General features: G+C 65.6%; 15 protein-coding genes. 8 read left to right on the top strand and 7 right to left on the bottom strand.

Translation table 11 applies throughout. The features are described from left to right. The first annotated feature begins 46 nt into the window (after window positions 1–46). Window positions 47–1,162 (top strand): DUF1152 domain-containing protein, encoded by a 1,116-nt coding sequence (locus tag OG223_RS28140; RefSeq protein ID WP_329254313.1) that lies wholly within the window; start codon window positions 47–49, stop codon window positions 1,160–1,162. After that, entirely contained in the window at window positions 1,159–1,419 is a 261-nt protein-coding gene (locus OG223_RS28135; protein ID WP_329254310.1) for a hypothetical protein, read from the top strand. Before OG223_RS28140 ends, OG223_RS28135 begins: the two co-directional genes overlap by 4 nt. A gap of 48 nt (window positions 1,420–1,467) precedes the next feature. On the opposite strand, the gene OG223_RS28130 is transcribed toward OG223_RS28135, so the two are convergent. Beyond that, window positions 1,468–3,228 (bottom strand): IS481 family transposase, encoded by a 1,761-nt coding sequence (locus OG223_RS28130; RefSeq protein WP_329265465.1) that lies wholly within the window; start codon window positions 3,226–3,228, stop codon window positions 1,468–1,470. A gap of 628 nt (window positions 3,229–3,856) precedes the next feature. Beyond that, window positions 3,857–4,477: a hypothetical protein gene (locus tag OG223_RS28125; RefSeq protein ID WP_329254307.1), complete on the bottom strand. Its 621-nt coding sequence runs from the start codon at window positions 4,475–4,477 to the stop codon at window positions 3,857–3,859. Window positions 4,478–4,659: 182 nt separating this feature from the next. On the opposite strand from OG223_RS28125, the gene OG223_RS28120 reads away from it, so the two are divergent. Both OG223_RS28120 and OG223_RS28115 read left to right on the top strand, forming a co-directional pair. Next, a protein-coding gene (locus tag OG223_RS28120; RefSeq protein ID WP_329265522.1) for an IS5 family transposase occupies window positions 4,660–5,459 on the top strand; the annotation gives its coding sequence in 2 pieces (ribosomal slippage) (window positions 4,660–4,995 and window positions 4,998–5,459; 798 coding nt in all). 756 nt (window positions 5,460–6,215) lie between these two features. Further along, window positions 6,216–6,443 carry a cold-shock protein gene (locus tag OG223_RS28115; protein ID WP_329254304.1) on the top strand — a complete coding sequence of 76 codons (228 nt, stop codon included), beginning with the start codon at window positions 6,216–6,218 and terminating at the stop codon, window positions 6,441–6,443. A 13-nt stretch (window positions 6,444–6,456) separates the two neighbouring features. Here OG223_RS28115 and OG223_RS28110 read toward each other — a convergent pair whose 3' ends face one another. Together OG223_RS28110 and OG223_RS28105 are read right to left on the bottom strand one after the other, a co-directional pair. Next, complete coding sequence (locus tag OG223_RS28110; RefSeq protein WP_329254301.1) at window positions 6,457–10,110, bottom strand: DUF4062 domain-containing protein; 3,654 nt, start codon at window positions 10,108–10,110, stop codon at window positions 6,457–6,459. Window positions 10,111–10,112: 2 nt separating this feature from the next. Beyond that, window positions 10,113–10,517, bottom strand: a complete 405-nt coding sequence (locus OG223_RS28105) for a hypothetical protein (protein ID WP_329254298.1) — start codon at window positions 10,515–10,517, stop codon at window positions 10,113–10,115. A 357-nt stretch (window positions 10,518–10,874) separates the two neighbouring features. Between OG223_RS28105 and OG223_RS28100 the strand changes: the two genes are divergently transcribed. Continuing rightward, window positions 10,875–11,045 carry a hypothetical protein gene (locus OG223_RS28100; RefSeq protein WP_329254294.1) on the top strand — a complete coding sequence of 57 codons (171 nt, stop codon included), beginning with the start codon at window positions 10,875–10,877 and terminating at the stop codon, window positions 11,043–11,045. 396 nt (window positions 11,046–11,441) lie between these two features. Here the strand turns inward: OG223_RS28100 and OG223_RS28095 are convergent, their stop codons facing one another. Next, a complete protein-coding gene (locus tag OG223_RS28095; protein ID WP_329265520.1) occupies window positions 11,442–11,909 on the bottom strand; it encodes a DUF4240 domain-containing protein in 468 nt (155 codons plus the stop codon). A gap of 1,658 nt (window positions 11,910–13,567) precedes the next feature. On the opposite strand from OG223_RS28095, the gene OG223_RS28090 reads away from it, so the two are divergent. Next, window positions 13,568–13,861 (top strand): hypothetical protein, encoded by a 294-nt coding sequence (locus OG223_RS28090; protein WP_329254292.1) that lies wholly within the window; start codon window positions 13,568–13,570, stop codon window positions 13,859–13,861. Window positions 13,862–13,884: 23 nt separating this feature from the next. On the opposite strand, the gene OG223_RS28085 is transcribed toward OG223_RS28090, so the two are convergent. Beyond that, a complete protein-coding gene (locus tag OG223_RS28085; RefSeq protein ID WP_329254289.1) occupies window positions 13,885–14,607 on the bottom strand; it encodes a hypothetical protein in 723 nt (240 codons plus the stop codon). Window positions 14,608–14,711: 104 nt separating this feature from the next. On the opposite strand from OG223_RS28085, the gene OG223_RS28080 reads away from it, so the two are divergent. Then, a complete protein-coding gene (locus OG223_RS28080; protein ID WP_329254286.1) occupies window positions 14,712–15,176 on the top strand; it encodes a hypothetical protein in 465 nt (154 codons plus the stop codon). 46 nt (window positions 15,177–15,222) lie between these two features. Here the strand turns inward: OG223_RS28080 and OG223_RS28075 are convergent, their stop codons facing one another. Next, window positions 15,223–15,630: a hypothetical protein gene (locus OG223_RS28075; protein WP_329254283.1), complete on the bottom strand. Its 408-nt coding sequence runs from the start codon at window positions 15,628–15,630 to the stop codon at window positions 15,223–15,225. Between the two features lie 255 nt (window positions 15,631–15,885). Between OG223_RS28075 and OG223_RS28070 the strand changes: the two genes are divergently transcribed. After that, window positions 15,886–16,410, top strand: coding sequence for a hypothetical protein (locus OG223_RS28070; protein ID WP_329254280.1), 525 nt, complete (start codon window positions 15,886–15,888; stop codon window positions 16,408–16,410). Window positions 16,411–16,541 lie beyond the last annotated feature (131 nt).

Raw genomic sequence — 16,541 nt, 5'->3', positions numbered from 1 at the left:
CACTATAGAATGAGGGACTGTCGCAGGAACCCCTAGCCTTGGGCACATGACGCGATTGATCGTCGCAGCAGGAGGCGGAGGAGACGCCGTCGCAGCAGCGATGCTCGACGCCGCCCTATACGGCACTAAGAACCCGGCAGTGATCCTCACGTACGCCTGGGATCGCTTGTTGATCGACCCACTCCCGGGCCCCCGAGCCCCCTCCGACTTCACGCACCTCGAACCCCTCACACGGCACGTCTGGTCAGTACCGACCGAGGCCCGCCCCATCGCGCCGGCGGGGTCCACCCTCCCCCGGCTCGCGTCGGAACTCCCGCACACCCTCGCCCTGATCGACCCGTACAACGGCACCCAAGGTCTGGTACGCCAACTCCAAGACCTGGTATGCCACTTGGAACCAACGTCGATCGACCTCCTGGACGTGGGCGGCGACATCCTCGCACGAGGCGACGAACCAACCCTCAAGAGCCCACTGGCCGACGCCCTGACCCTGGCCGCATGCTGCCAAGTGAACGCGCCTGTGCGCCTCTTGATCGCCGGCCCCGGCTTGGACGGCGAACTCCCCGTCGCCGAGGTACAGAGCCTCCTCGGCCCCCTCGTCCACACCTTCACGGCGAAGGACACAGAGCCGGTCGACTCAGTGCTGGAGTGGCACCCCTCCGAAGCAACCGGGATGCTCGCCGCAACGGCACGAGGAGTAAGAGGCATCTGCGAAGTACGCGACGCCGGCCTCCCCATCCCCCTCACGGACACCAGCCCGACAGTCCACGAAGTCGACCTGGACGCCACCCTGAGCCGCAACAAGCTGGCCGACGCCATCCTGTCGACGACGACTCTGGCCGAGGCAGAGACCCAAAGCCGTGAAATCTGCGGCCACTCGGAAATCGACTACGAACGCAAGAAGGCCGCTCGGCTCAAGAACCACTCACCAGCGGAGGAGTTCAACCCCAGTGCTGTGCTGTCTCGGCTCAACCGGTTCGAGAACGAGGCCCGAAACCGCGGAATGACTCACACAACGTTCCGCCACCTCACCGAGGCACTGGCCCTTCCCGGCAACCAGCGAGAATCTCTACGGGCGCTACTCATGCAGACCAAACCAGAGCGGTACACAGCTCCGCTATGGAATCTCACCACCACCGAGCCCAGGACCCCCACACCATGAGCGTCTTCAGAAGCGACCTCAACTTGACCGCGCAGGACGCCACCGGCACCGGGGCAGGAGTAGACGTCGCCCTCAACCTGATGACCGGCAACATCAGACTGTCGATCCTCTGGACCCAAGAGATCCAACTCTCCCCGGAGAACGCCGAGCAGGTAGCCCAGGCCCTTCAGCGAGCAGCAGCGGAATCCCGAACCATGACAGCAACCTCGAAGCCCGCGAGCGCATCGGGCCTACAACACCCACCAGGCACTGTCTAGGTTCAGTTGAGCTTTGACGGATGTATGTCGGTTGATGCTTTCCGGTTCCTAGCCTGTTGTGCGGTTCTTCGTGCCGTAGGCCTTGAAGCGGGTCACCTCCTTGCTGGTGGTGCGGGGCAGGGTCCGCAGGCGGTGTCCGTCGTGGTCGAAGACGTGCAGGGTGGTGTCGGTGACCTCGACGGTGACCACGGTGCGGGCATGGACCATGCCGACCTGGACCTGCTGGCCGCAGACCTGGATGCTGCCGCGGGCGGACACCTTCCGCCCGACCCGGACCGCCTCCTGCGGCGCCTTCGGCGGCAGCGGGCTGAGCTGGGCATCACTGATATAGGCCCGCCGCCGGGGCGGGATCGGACACGGCAGTGTCCGCACCAGCACGCCGTCAGCGATGACCTGCATCAAAGGGCCGTCCAGCCGAAGGACCACGCGCTGTCCGGCCAGCAAGACACCGACGGTGATCTGCTGTCCGGCCAGGCCCACCACTCCGGAGGCGTTCACGGTGCGGGCCACCTGGACGGGCAAGCGGGTAGCCAGCGGACCGGCGAGCCGGCCTGCCGGGGCGGGACCGGCCGCACGAGCCCCGGACGCCCGCAGCCGCACCAGATCCGCGGTGCTCAGCCGCGACGGCACGGTCTTGATGCGCCTGCCGTCCAGACTGACGTGGACAGTAGTGCTGTCCATCCACAGCGTCACCGCAGCGCCCGCATGCCGGGGACCGAACCAGAACTGCTGACCGGCCACCGCGAGATTCCCGCTCGGCGGCACCACCCGGTCCACCTCCACCGCCTCCGGCGAACCCAGCACCGCCTCCCCGACCCGCTCAACCCTCTGCCCCGTCCGTCCCTCGCCGGCCGTCACGTCGGTCAGCCGGGCCGGAAGCCGCAGTTCAACCCCGTCGGCCGCGGCGGGACGGAACCGGCTCGCCGGGACGGCCATGTCCAGCGACTGGTGCGGACGCACGGTGTTGTAGTCCTCGCGCCAGCCGTCGATGACCGCCTGCGCCGCATGCAGATCCGCGAACGGCCCCAGGTCGTCGAGGAGTTCACGCCGCAGCGACTGATGGAACCGCTCGATCTTCCCCGTGGTTGTCGGCGACCGCGGTCTGGTCAGCCGGTGCTTGATGCCGTTCAGCCGGCAGATCCGGTCGAACAACACCTCCGTGGACGGCCCCGGAGTCCCGAACCGGCCGGTGAACTGCTTCCCGTTGTCGGTCAGCACCTCCTCCGGACAGCCGAACCCCACCAGCGCAGCAGTGAAAGCCGCACACACCGCCCGCCCGGTCGCCCGCTCCACCACCGAGGCGATCACACAGAACCTCGAATGGTCATCGACGCCGGTCACCAGCTTCAGCTCACGGCCGTCGGCCAGCCAGAACCCGCCCATCACATCCATCTGCCACAACTGCATCGGCCCCGGCCGCTCCCACCGCCGGTAATCCTCCCGACGCCGGCGCCTCCTGACCGGGACGATCATCTGATGGCGCACCAGGATCCGATACACCGACGCCTCCGACGGCACCGGCTCCACCCCACGACGCCCCAGCTCATGACGCAACCGGCGCTGACCCCACCGCGGATGCAGCCTGCGCAGCTCCAGCACCGCCGCCTCCACACCGGCCGGCATCTGCCACGGATGCGACCTCGGACGATGCGACCGGTCCGCCAGACCCGCCAGACCACCTGCCTCATACCGGCGCACCCACGCATGCACCGACTGCCGCGAGACCCCATACCGGGCCGCAACCTCCGTCTTCGATGCTCCAGCAGCCACTTCCATGACCGCGTGATAGCGCTGCTCGACCACGCTCAGCTCCACTAACACCGGCCTCGCCCCGCCTCCACGACAGCAGTCGCAGACAGCAAAGCCGAGGACGGAACCGTCAAGCATCAAGTGACGTCAACACGTCAAGCATCAAACGAAGTAGGACAGCCCCATACGACCTACTGAGTTACAACTTTCTCTACTGGTTCAAGCCCCGGCTGCGCTCCGCTCCGCCGGGCGGGCTTCCCGGCTCCGCTCGGGGCGCCGCTCCTGCCTCCGGCCCGCTCCGCCCCGGCTGCGCCGACGCCCGCCCACATGTGGATAAGCCCGGAGGTCATGAGTCGAGCACCCGACGTTCATGGCCCACGGTCACCGACGATGCCTCCGGCGGGGGATCGGCCGGCACCGGGATGGAGGGGGCGCCGTTCCCGGCTGCGGGCACATCGTGGCAAGCGTGGCGAGCTCCCATCCCGTCCACCATCGACCCAGGCGGAGCCGAGCAAACGCGGCCCATGGCGTCCAGGTCGTTCGTACGGTGGCGCGCTCCACCTGGACGCCATGAACCACGCCCGCTCCACGGTGTGTGGGTCGACGGCGGACGGGATGGGAGCAGGGGAAGAGTAGGGCTGAGGAAGTTATTCGCCCTACCGCTGCTTGCTCTCTAGAACCCCCACCCTCATACCGTAGGCGACGGCAGTTCCTGGTTTGGGACCCAGACGGGGGCCAGAGTTTCTAGCTGCCGCGACACCAGTTCGCAGCTTTCGAGGTAATCAAGCGCGGCCTCGGCCGTAACGCTGGCATCCCCATGTGCGACACGATTCCGCATGGATGACAGTCGGATGATCAATGAGCTTGAGGAGCTGGGAAGTCCGAGTTCAGAGAGCTGCTGGATCGCCCTTCCAACAGGGATGAATGGAGCGTCCCGTAGATCGTAGTTACCGCTCAGCACACGCCGATACGTGGCTTCCACTTGCCGCCAGCCAAGTACCACAGCTGCGTTCGGCGAGGTATCAAGCACCTCCAGCGCTTCATCCATGACCGACCGGTGACGATCGCGGCGTTCGGGTGCCTCCTCAGAGGTGTCTCCATCGAGTCCTGGAGTCTCGATCTCAGCTGCTTCCTCATGAACGGCACGCGCCTCAGCAGCGAAGTCCATTGCACCAGCGGGCGTTTCCAGGCGCGTCACGCGACTGAACATCTGCTGAAGCTGGCGCCGGAACAACCACGCCAGAATCGTAGTCACCAACGGCCACGCAAGGGCTTGGATGAACTTGAGCACCAACTCGGCGATCTGCACAGCGTAAGTGTGAATCACTCTGGGATCGGGCGCAATCAGTTCAATCAGAATGCGACCGTCATACCACCGGCCTGCCTGCCAGATCGAGCGGGGAGCTACGGGGAATCGCGAATATTCAGGCGGCGTCGGCCCTTCTTAGAAGTCATCTCATTTGGTTGGGTAAGCTGTCAGTCGTGGCGAGGATCGTTGAGCGGCTGGTGCCGGATGAGTTGTGGGAACTGTTCCAGCGGGTGGTGCCGGATGCGCCCTCGCGGCCCCAGGGTGGGGGCCGACGCCGGCACGGTGACCGCGAAGTGCTGGCCGCAATCGTCTTCGTGGCGACCTCGGGCTGCACGTGGCAGCAGTTGCCGACCGCGTCGTTCGGGCCGTCCGGCGCGACGGCTCACCGGCGTTTCACCGAGTGGTCGAAGGCCCGGGTGTGGGCCAAGCTCCACCGTCTGGTGCTCGACGAACTCGGCTCCCGTGGAGAGTTGGACTGGTCGCGGTGCGCGATCGACTCGGTGAACATGCGGGCCCTGAAAAAGGGGAACTGACAGGTCCGAATCCTGTAGACCGGGGTAAGTACGGGTCAAAGATCCACTTGATCACGGAGCGCACCGGACTGCCCCTGTCCATCGGCATCTCGGGCGCCAACACGCACGACAGCCAGGCACTGATCCCCTTGGTGCAGGGCATACCGCCGATCCGCTCCCGCCGAGGACGCCGACGGCGCAGGCCCCACAAACTCCACGCCGACAAGGGCTACGACTACAACCACCTGCGACGTTGGTTATCCAGCCGGGGCATCCGGCACCGCATCGCCCGCAAGGGCATCGAGACCTCGCAGCGACTCGGCCGCCACCGTTGGACCATCGAACGCACCATGTCCTGGCTCACCGGATGCCGACGCCTGCACCGCCGCTACGAACGCAAAGCCGACCACTTCCTCGCCTTCACCAGCATCGCCTGCACCTTGATCTGCTACCGCAGACTCACCAAATGAGATGACTTCTTAGGCCACCCCCTCCGCAGGTCAGATGCCTAGATCACCCAGGCTTCCCAAGCAGATGCCCTACAGATCGGACCCGTAGCTACGCGGTGCAGTTGCCCCATTTGACGCTCTCGGTCGCGTAGGCCCTGCCAGACTCCGCCCATGAGTCGTTGTTCGGGCGTGACACGGCGGGGGCGAACGTGCGGCAACCCAGCTGGGCGGAACGGCTACTGCCACTTGCATGGTGGTGGTCGCCGAAGTCAGAGCACCAACGTCCGTCCGCCGTGCGGGCCTTCACGCATATCAGTCAACCCGCAGCCGCAGCGAAGGCAGCGAGGTTGGTGGTGGCGACTGCGGTGGCTCTTCATGAGCTGGCTTGAGAGGCTCCGCGACGTCATCAATCGCCGTAGGTGAAGCTGTTGGCTGGGCCGTCCCTGGGCCGTCCGAAACCGCTCAACACTGGCCAACAACGACCAGTCAGGCGACCATGACCAAGCCCGGAAGTGCAGAAATGCAGGTCCCCAAAATCCCCGACAAGACCCAGGGCGGGAAGTAAGCGCCTACGAGTGAGCCCCGTAGAACTAGACGTCACCTGTTCCGGAACTGCGGCCTGGCTCGACATGGCGTGATCAGTCACAGCGAGCAGAGCCACAGCCCCTGTACACCGACCGGATGCCACGGATGCCGCCCGAACCGTCCCGACGCTCGCCCTGAATCCCCTATATTCATAGGAGTTTGAAATCAAGTCAACTGAACTGAGGAGCGTCTATGACACAGGGAACCGTGAAGTGGTTCAACGCGGAGAAGGGATTCGGATTCGTCTCCCAGGACGGTGGCGGCCCGGATGTCTTCGTGCACTACAGCGCGATCAACGCATCGGGCTTCCGCAGTCTTGAGGAGAATCAGCGAGTGCAGTACGACGTCAAACAGGGCCCCAAGGGGCCGCAGGCGGAAAACGTGACACCCATCACGGAAGCCTCCTGGGATATCGCATAGACGGCCGCCTCAGTCACTTCACCGGCCACCTACTCGACGGTAGCCATCCCCTGTTCTTTCCTTGCAGTAGCCGTTCGATTCCAACCTGGTGGGGAAACGCAGCCTGTTCCGCGCCCGCGTCCGGCAGCGGGGCGAGCCGGGCGCCAAGGCGGGCCAGTGCAAGTTCGGCTCTCTCAAGATCCCAGCGGTAGGTGAAGCGGGGGCCGTCTGCCCACGCCCGTCGGCGCGCGAGGAGGGCACACTCCACCGCCTCCGCCTCGCGGCCGAGCAACTCAAGTGCCGTTGCCAGGAGTTGATGAGGTCGATCGGACTCGTGCAGGCGGGGCATCGCCATACGACACTCCTCGACGGCGGCCGCCGCCTCCTCACGTCGCCCCAGGTGAGCCAAAGCGAGGGCGTTCTCGGCGGGTAGTACCTCCTGCCCGCCGACCCTGCGCAGCCGGTCGATGTCATCGGCGACGGACTTGGCGCGGAGATGATCGCCCTTGTCAACCAACATCTCGAACTTCAAAGTGGAAAGACGAACCCTGTTCCGCCAATCGGAAGATTCGCGTTCAGCCTGTTCGATCTCCGCGACCTCCAGGCCGACACCAGCTCGATGTCCGAGTACAAGTCTCCAGTATCGGACGTCACTTGCGAACCAGGGGTTGTTTCCCGACCTCATGGGCGGCGCTGCGTCCAGAACGGCGAGCGCGTTGCGGGCAGCGACAGCATCTCCGCTGATGGCTTCGAGAATTGCCATGCGCAGACGCAGCGCGAGGCCGTCACCTTGGTGTTCTCTCGTCAGCCCCGTTCCCAGCAAAGCGAGCGCCTTCGCGTACATCGCCAGTCGTCCCATGGACCGGTAGTGGGTAGCCGCTCGCCCCAGGGAAGTGCGGACCTCATAGATGTCTCCGAGCGTGAGCAGATCGCCGAGCAGAGCAAGTTCGAGCGACAGCCCACGGCTGTGCCGGCCGGCTAGATGTAGAGAGATGGACAGGCAGGCACGCATCTGGATCTCACTGGTGGCTTCGTAGGGCTCCAGCAGTTCCGCCACGGTGGCGTTGGCTCCGAGACCGACGAGCAGGGGGTTGGCCAACTGCCTGTTCCAGAGCGATGAGGCCGCCCCGTGCTGCTGGGCTCCAGTGAGGGCACGGAACAGCGCGATGGTCTGTTGTAGATCCTCGACACTGGTCACCTGCCCGAGGTCCGCTGGCGGATTGGCCTGGAAGTAGTCCCTGATGCGCTCATTGGCGCCGATGCGCTCACTACTGTCGAGCTGATTGTGTGCGTAGGCGCGCACCACGGGATGCATGTCGTACGTGTTGGCCGTCCTGTTCCACCACAGCAGGCCGCGGACTTCCAGGCTGCGCAGCGCACTGTCCAGGAGCGCCCCCGCCTTGTCGGGTCGGCCTCCGGTCAGTTCCGTATACGGGTTGATACTGCTGAGCAGGTCCCAGCCGACCGCCCCAGTCAGTACCGAGACCCAGCCCAGCAGCCTCGACTCGGCCGAGTCGAGGCCGTCTAGAGCCGCGGCAAGAACGTGGTTGCGGCGGGCGGTGAGGTTCACCTTGTGAATCTCGAAGGGCTGCGCCCTGCGCCAGCTACTGAAGTCCCCTGGTGCCTGCCGATGGTCACGCACCAGCCCGGCGACGATCGTGATCAACAGCGGGTGGTTGCCCAGCGGGCAAAAGAACTCTCTGATTTCTTCCGCGCCGCCGGTGACGCCGAGCCGACCGAGCAGTTCCTGCACGTCGCGGTCGCTGAGACCGGGAAGCCGCAGGTGCCGGACCCCGGGCAGCAGTCCCCCGCCCGGCCCCTCCAAGGCGTCAGGGACCATCCTCGTACTGACAAGGATCTTCGACGGGCCGACCGCGACAAGGCGGCGAACGAAGTCGTAGCCGTGGCCTTCGATCATCGCATGCTTGTTGGCCCGGCGGTCGGCGTCGATATCGTCGTCCGTGACCTTGGAGGGATCGCTACGGTGATAGGCCATGAGAAGCCGCTCGAACCCATCGAGCACAACAAGGAACGGGCGCCTGCTCAGTTCGTTGATGACGAGACTCGGCACCTGGTCCCTCCGGACCCTGCGCATGTCGAACGACTGGTTCGGCCTCAGGTAGCCGAGCAGCTCGTACATAAACCGCTCCATGTATGCGGAGCCGTCGTAGAAGCTCCACCAGAAGCTGCCCGCCCGCTCGTTCATCACGGTTGGGGCGCGCTGTGTCGCCCACTGCCACGTGAGGGCACTCTTGCCCGTGCCACCGATCGCGTCGACCACCATGACGGGATCGGCCGACTGCGCCCACCCATCGAGGTCAGCAAGTTCAGAGGAACGGCCGGTGAACGGTGTGCCGCCGATGTAGACAGGCAGGGCACACATGTCCGGCGGCGACGGCAGGCTTCGGCCTACCGCCTGCCACTGGCGTCGATCGGTTTCCCTGTGGCTCTGGCGGGGCGCCAGGTGGCGGGTGATGGCCTGGAAGAGTTCCTCCCTGAACTTCGCCGGTGACGAGAGGGCCCTGGCCGCGTGCCGCGCCTCAAGACGAGTTCTGAAGTCAGCGAGGTCCCGCGGTTCCGCGACGGACCACTCCGACACGACTGTGTCCGGGGCCGACCCGAGAGGCTTGGGACCGGCGAGGAACGGCAGAACGACGATACGGTCGTCGGCTGTCGCAGCCTCGTATTCCAACTCAGTGCAGTCTGCAACGTCTTCGGGCGGACATCCGCCGGCTCGATCGCCGAGGAGGAGAACGAAGATACGGCACTCAGCGATCCGTCCCCGGCGTTCGCTCATCGTTGGTGGTGGCTCGGGCGAGAAGCCGTCCGGGAGAACAGGAACCAACCCATGACGGCGGCAGACATCGGCGGCGACCTCGCGGTAGGGCTCGGGTACGCCGAACCCGCAGGAGATGTAGACCTTCGCCCCGGCCCGCAACCCGACCGCGGCCCGTGGCAGTCCCGCACGACCGGATGCGCCTGCGACGGTTCGGGACTCGGCCTCCTCGACTTCGGGAAACACTGCGCCGATGTCGCTGATGCGTCGACAGATGACGCTGCCGCCGAGTGCGCCGTCGTCTCCGGCCGCCCTCGGGTATGAGGTGACGATGCCTACGACCCGCTCAACGCCGTCCGGAAACCGCCGCAGCAGAGGGCCGCCCGACATGCCGTCCGGCCACTCAGCAAAGCGCGCGGCGAATGCGTCTGCCGACACCCGGACCGCCAGCCTGTTCCCGATCACCTGGTCGGCCGTCTGCACCTTCCCGACGTACAGGGTCGCGTAGTGCGCCGCGTTGCGCAGGGGGAAGCCCCCGATCCTGACGGCATCGTGGGCGGACACCTCCGATGCCAGAGGAAGGGCGATCCGTTCGAGGTATGCGAGGAGATGCGCACCGCTGGGCCGCTCGATCCTGCTCTCATCGACGGTCAGCAGTGCCGCGTCAAGTGCGGGGCAATGGGCCTCGTATTCCACGGGGACTTCGATGAAGTCTGCGGCGGTCTTCGCCTGTGGCTGTAACCGGAGCCAGAGACGGGCCTTCGTCCCTCCCAGGGGCCGTACACAGTGCCACGCGGTCAGTACGTGGCGCTTTCCGATCACGAAGGCACTGCGCAGATCGCCGCCCTGGGGCCAGTCACCGCGTTCCGCCTCACTGAGCAGCCGCCCCACCGCAGCCTCGGTCGACATCATGATCAGGTCCCGGCCACGGGCCGTTTCTGTAGCCTCAGAGTCACTTCGACTGTTGCTTCACCAGAAGCCGTGAGCAGTGCCTCTACGGCTTTTCCCGCACCCAGTACTGCCTTGACACCGAACTTCAGCTCGACATCTCCGATATCGAACGACCCCGTATCGAGCACGCCCTCCCCGGAATCGGCACCGCGCGCGTCGATGCCCCCGACGACGCCCGCTACCACCAGGGCCACTTCGCGTCCGACCGCCTCGGCCGCGCTACGCAGGACGTCCTCGCCCATCACGACCATGTGGTTCCTGATGCCGTTTTCCCGTCTCCGACGTCCCGCGGCAGGAGCGTGTCCGGTCTCATCCAATTCATCGGTCGTGCGGTCGGAGTCATGGGCCTCGCCCAGCAGCACACCCACCGTAACGTCCACAAAGCCCCCAGAGATCCCAGAAACGGCAGGGCATCACCCTAGGACATCGGCACGTCATGCGCTGTGGGAACCCAGGGATCCATCAGCGTCCCCCAGACTGCTAGTACTCCAGTCTGACTTCGCGATCTTGCGGCGATCCCGGCTGGAAACAGGTATGGCCACCGCCTGCAGTACAACAGCGGAGTACCGCGCCTCAAGCTGCCGCATCGGCCGAGGTCCACGGAGGCGCGGTACTCCACAATGGCGCGAGGGTAGTGACGTCGATGTGAGCGATGACCATAAGGAAGAGCTACGCAGTCTCGTCAGCCACTGGACGCCGGCATCCGTTACACGCACTACCGACCTGTGTACGACGCAGCCGCGAATTTCTGCTCCGGCATCTTCGACATCGTCCCCATAGACCTCCACGACGTCGTACACGAGGCGGTCATGGCCGGATACGCAGCCGCACTGAGCGACCGGAAGGAAGGCAAGCTGGACGAACAGGTTCGAGAGCGGTCCGAGATCATCGAGTGAGATTCCGCGCCGTGGGCCGTCTCAGTTTCCGTCTCATTCAGCCCTGTTCACGGTCGTTCAGGCAAGACCCGGAACCGTTCCCACGCCAGTGGGCGACCACGAATGAACTCAGGTGAACGCCCCCGAACGCCGCCCAAGACCCCACCCCCACAGTTGGAAAGCGTGCTGGGATCTCAAGCGGTGCTGACCACTTCCCTCGCGGAGGATGAGTGGGTGGGGATCCACGGCCTGCAACATAGTCCCGAGGTGGCCCCCGGGGACCTTTGCCCCCTGACCGCAAACCTCGAAGGTTCTCTGACCGGTCTACCTCCACTAGGCAAACTGGCAAGCAGCACTGACAGCGACCCGGCGCCAGGAGGACCGCCCTACGAGGTCCTCGTCGAGCGGGAGTCCACCTCAGCTCCCCAGGTTTGGCCATCCATCCTTGTTGGAGTAGCTCTCGAAGCAGTACGGGGTTGAGCGGTCCCACTCCTTCCTGGTGGCGAGTTCGTATGCCCGATCCGGCACATACAGCAGCCACTCCCCCTCACACTCGGCGGAGGTGTACGGGGCGAACTTGTCGGCATCGAAGAAAGCGCCTTCCCATGCGGCCTGTCCTGCGGCGACGACAGCGCAACGGGCGTACAGGAACCCGTCGGCAGACTGCGGCAAGGGCCCGCCGTTCCGGCCCGTCATGTCGGCAACGGGAAGCGTCCCGAACTTCTCTTGGTCCAGGCGGTACAGAGCCTCGGCATGTCGTTCCGCGAAGCCGATGATGTCGGGAACGGAACGGCGACTCAGCTCCTCAGCCAGGCGCCGGCAACTCGCCTGCGTGGCTTCGCCGTTCAGGGTGGCTATCAGCGCCCAGAAGGCGGCCCATGTCATTCTCACTGGCGCAGGATGTCAGAGCCGTTGACATCCACGGCTGACATCAACGGGGCCGGACGGCGGCGCACAGCAACACCGCCCGGGCGACCGTCGGACCAGTCGTCGACGGCCCAGGGGGTGTAGGTCGAACTCCTAAAGCGGTGGGCAGCGCACCGTGGACTGTCCGTGGACAAACGACCACCAATCGGCTAGCCAAAGGGCGACGGCCTGCGCACATCTCGGGGACCGAAGCACCCACCGGAGCCGTTGCTGCCTCTACTGAGCCCTACCCCTGCGGCGGGCTGCAAAGTGCCAGACAACCTCAGCAACGGCGGCAGCGAAGCACATTCCGCTGGCTACCCATCGAAGTCCCACATCTCTCTGGCCTACAGGAGCAAGTACCGCCCCTAGGCCACAGAAGAGCAGCACAATCGCGGTGTCGTAGGTGTCGCTCGCCACACGCACCCAGATCCTGTAGCTACCTGTGGAAGTCGCGTAGTACTCCGCGAGCTGAAGAAAGCTCCCAGGACGGCTTCTACGTGCCCAAAAGCCAGCCTGCACACAGGTCACGAACAGCAGCACGGCCAAAGTCAGCAGGAGTAGCGCCCATCCGGCCCAGCGGAAGTCTTCGGGACCCGAAACGATCAATCCAATCAAAGTTAGGGTGAAGCCGCCAAGGAGTGGTGCAGCAACCCCCGTTGCTGAGTCGACCGCATCAGCCATCGCCTTCTGATCCGGACAGTCTGGCGCATGTCTGTCAGGTTCAAATCCACGACAGGCCGCACAACGACCCTCCTCCGGCGGTGACGCTGGCATCGCCATCGCAACCTCTCAACCCTGCCGGTTCGGATGCACCGTCAGAACCCAGATGGGTAGTCACACTGGGAGATCTTTTGGGGCCGTTCCGAATACGTGTCGACGTTCAGGTATTAGCGATGCCAGCCCAAGGCCAAGTGGCAGGTCAAGCTTAGAGCCCGCAGGCGTTATAAGCGCCAGTCCGCCTCCTTGTCGTCCTACCAGGTGAGTGTCCAACTGCGTGACAACGCTGACGCACAACAGCGCACGAGCACGAACACCTGCAAACCATCAGCCCAGTTGAGAAGCGCACCAGCCCTAGGCAGCTCCCCCACCCAAGTTGCTTCGGGACGAAGGGTCATCACACAAGGTGCCACCCACGGGGGTGGCCCTCAGTAAACGATCACCCGCCACCGCTCAACCCACCGCACCCACTCCCCACCCACACCCCGCACCCCGCACCCCGCACCCCGCACCCCGCACCCCGCACCTGAACGCGATCACCCTCCACCCCCCAAACGCTGCCGTAGAGCGTGGCGTTGGGAAGGTCCACCCTGACAGCGTCGTAGACGTCCAGGTCGTCCTCAACCGGCCGAATCCACGCGTGCGCGCAGCGATCGCAGAGGTAGCCGACGACATCGCACCCACCAACCGTCATCGGCTTGCCCAAACGGACCGCTTCGACGAAGCATCGCGGGCACGGGTCGGCAGTGTGCGCGCCTGCTGATCGGGACATCGTTCGATCCTGCGGTACAGCAATGAAGTACGGCAATCCCAGCAACCGGCAGGGTCCGGCGCCAGCCCGCAATGCCGCCCCTGCTTGCGTCCTCTCTGTCTGGACACGCATCCACGGGTCCAGACGGGCCAGTTACCTTTGGCTCGTGAGCGACAGAGCAAGGTGGATCGGGTGGATCGGCGCGGCGGCATGGTTTGCCGTCTGGTGGTGCCTGGTCACGGTGGTGTTCCGCCTCTTCGGACTGCTCATCGCCGACTACAAGAGCTGGACGACGTGTGCCGGAATGGCCGCCGCCTCCGTCGTGACCGGGGAGCTGTCGGAGCGCTGGCGCCAACGCCGGCGAAAGACGAAGTCACCGGTGTCCCCCAGTACCGCACCGGGAACGGGCCTCACCACAAGCACACCAGATCCCGCGGGGCGCAGCGGAGAATCACGGTGAAACCCACGCCGCTCCAGGAGACATCAGCCGGCCGTCCGCCGATCCCGCCCTTCACCGGCATTCAGCGCGTTACTGATCTCCAGCAGGCGGCCCCCAGGCAGAGCAAAGGCGTTGCCGGGATTCCGGTACGAATGGCTGCCGTCGTTGATGCGGACGCCGTTCGCCGAGGTCCAGTAAGCAGGAGCCCAATGACCCTGGTTCTCAAGGAGCAAGCTCGCCACGTCGGCGGGCTCTTCGATCCAGGTGAGAGTCCTGAGCGCGGTGGTGAGGGCAATGGCCGCGTCGTCGGGCAGTTGTGCATCGCCGAGTGCGGGGAAGAGCAGCAAGAGGCGGGAGTCATGGTCGCCAACTCCCTTCGCTGACTGCTGGCTGGCAGCAGACAGCAACTCCGGCCAGCCCAGCCCAGGGCCCATGAAGTGGCCGTCGACCACAGCCAGGATTTCCGCCGACGGCCAAGTCGGGTGATGGATCAGGTAGTCCACCCCTCGGTCACCGTCGTAGTTGCGGTAGACGATGTGGATGGTGTGGCCGGAGCGGAGAGGCACGCTGAACGTCGGCCACTCCTTCTCGGCGGAGAGCACGTTGTAGAGCCGCATCGCCGCGTCCCAGTCAGCTCCGAACGCGGCTCGTTGCGCGTCCTCGCCGCGCAGACAACTGCCCAGATGCACAGGCCAGAACAACGGATTGTCCAGATGCCCACCGCCCTCGACCAGCGGGCCGCCTTCATAACCGGGGATCTTCAACACGCGAGGATGATGGCACGAAGGGCTGACATCACCGAGGTGTGAGGGGCCGGTCAACGTTGGGCATACAGCATGCCGACGCCGACCTCGCGTGATCAGCTTGCCGCGTGGAGACCATCATCGCCAGTGGCATAGCCGTCCTGGGGACTCTGCTCGGTTCGGGGATCACCCTGGCGTTCCAGCAGCGCACCACCGACCGGAGTCACCAGATCGCGCGCCGCGAGAAGCTCCGGCAGGAACGGCTCGACGCCTACTCCGTCTACGCCGGCGCGCTGATCAACTATCGCCGCTGCCTGGTCCACCTCTGGTTCTGCGAGCACGAACAGCCGCCACCGGAGGACGCCGACACGGTGCGCATCCGAGCCTACGGCCTCCGTTCCCACGCCCAAGAGGCCCTGTTCCGGGTGCAGATGCTCACGGACGACGAGGCGCTGGGCCGGGCCGCGGAGGACGTGCTCGCCGACATCACGGTGGTATCCAAGGCCGACGGCAGGGACGAGTTCGACGCTCGGAGGGCTCGAACTCGCGCCGGCATCAGCCGACTTGTCAGCCGGGGCAAGCAACACCTTTGAGACACCTGCCCCGTGAGGCAAAGTGTGCCCGGCCGGCGCCGGCAGGTCACCGCTTGGTCATCGGCTGAGCCCGACCGTCGGCTACTGATCTTTTCGGGCTGTTGTCGGGTGCTGATCCCCGCAGTAGGCCGGTGGCATGCGGTACGCGCATGAGTACGTCATGCTCGGCGCAGGCGGCGGCGATGCGCCGGATCCGGTCCGGGCTGATGTCGTTGGCCTCGACGTACACACCTCGGAAGGGGTGCGCGAGGACCTTGTGCGCCACGTCCTCCGCCGCGTGCGGCGGGCAGACCGACAGCATGAAGTCGCTTGCGGCCAGGGCGGATTCGAGAGATTCAGCCGACTCCAGGCGTGCCTCCTGGGCTCGTTGGAGGCTGGCGGGGCCGCGGCCGGTGGGAACGTACAGCACCCGGGCTCCCGTGCGGGTCGCCTGGCCGCGGACTTTCGTGCCCATGGCGCCGGGATACAGAAGGGGCAATGTGGTTATGGGGCTCACGTTGCGAGGGGGCCGTCACCGGGCCCCTGCGCGTGATGCCGACAACCATGCGCGGGCCATGACTTCCTCTCCGTCGGTTCCGGCGTACTAAAACATTCAACAAAGGGATCTTCGGGACCGGCAAAGGGCTCTACCCGCATAGATGATCCCGGTGCTGTCATGCTCACGACCGCCCGGAATTCCTGCCGGGCACCGCTCCGGGAGATCTCCCCCATGCCCCGAATATCCCGCTCCGTGGTCACCGCCTTCTCCTCCCTCGCCCTCGCCGCCGCCGGCCTCACGGTCGCAGCCGGCACCGCGCACGCGCAGAGCTGCAGCCAGGACTACCTCCCCCTCCCCGACCCCACCTGCCAGCCCGGCGACTTCAACCCGGACGTCACCCAGTCCACCATCGACTCCACCATCTGCGTCTCCGGGTGGACCGCGACCGTCCGGCCGTCCAGCTCCTACACCACCGCGCTGAAGAAGAAGCAGATCGTCGAGTACGGCTACACGGACACCAGCACCTCGGACTACGAGGAGGACCACTTCGTCCCCCTCGAACTCGGAGGTGCCCCCAAGAGCGAGCTCAACCTCTGGCCCGAGCCGGAGTACGGCACCAAGACCGCCGGCAACAAGGACACCGTCGAGAACAAGCTCAAGAAGGCCGTCTGCGCCGGCACCGTCACCCTCTCCGACGCCCAGGACGCGATCGTCACGGACTGGACGACCGCGCTGTCGGACCTCGGCCTGAGCTGATCCCGTCCGCTCGACGTAGGGGTCGGTCTCCTCCTCCGGGAGTAGCCGGCCCCTCTCGGCTCCCTCTCAGGAGGCAGACCAAGTGCCTCCGCGCGGGCGGTGTTCTTGAGCATCGCGAGGACGAGTGCGGG

The organism is Streptomyces sp. NBC_01478, from assembly GCF_036227225.1.
Lineage (GTDB): Bacteria > Actinomycetota > Actinomycetes > Streptomycetales > Streptomycetaceae > Streptomyces.
The sequence above is the reverse complement of the archived record's forward strand: the minus strand, read 5'-3'. Positions and strand labels throughout refer to the sequence as shown.

Bases quoted from the DNA above. Each gene is read 5' to 3' on its own strand.
- OG223_RS28140 (WP_329254313.1), top strand. From the start codon at position 47: ATGACGCGATTGATCGTCGCAGCAGGAGGCGGAGGAGACGCCGTCGCA.
- OG223_RS28135 (WP_329254310.1), top strand. From the start codon at position 1,159: ATGAGCGTCTTCAGAAGCGACCTCAACTTGACCGCGCAGGACGCCACC.
- OG223_RS28115 (WP_329254304.1), top strand. From the start codon at position 6,216: ATGACACAGGGAACCGTGAAGTGGTTCAACGCGGAGAAGGGATTCGGA.
- OG223_RS28110 (WP_329254301.1), bottom strand. From the start codon at position 10,110: ATGATGTCGACCGAGGCTGCGGTGGGGCGGCTGCTCAGTGAGGCGGAA.
- OG223_RS28095 (WP_329265520.1), bottom strand. From the start codon at position 11,909: ATGACATGGGCCGCCTTCTGGGCGCTGATAGCCACCCTGAACGGCGAA.
- OG223_RS28075 (WP_329254283.1), bottom strand. From the start codon at position 15,630: ATGGGCACGAAAGTCCGCGGCCAGGCGACCCGCACGGGAGCCCGGGTG.
- OG223_RS28070 (WP_329254280.1), top strand. From the start codon at position 15,886: ATGCCCCGAATATCCCGCTCCGTGGTCACCGCCTTCTCCTCCCTCGCC.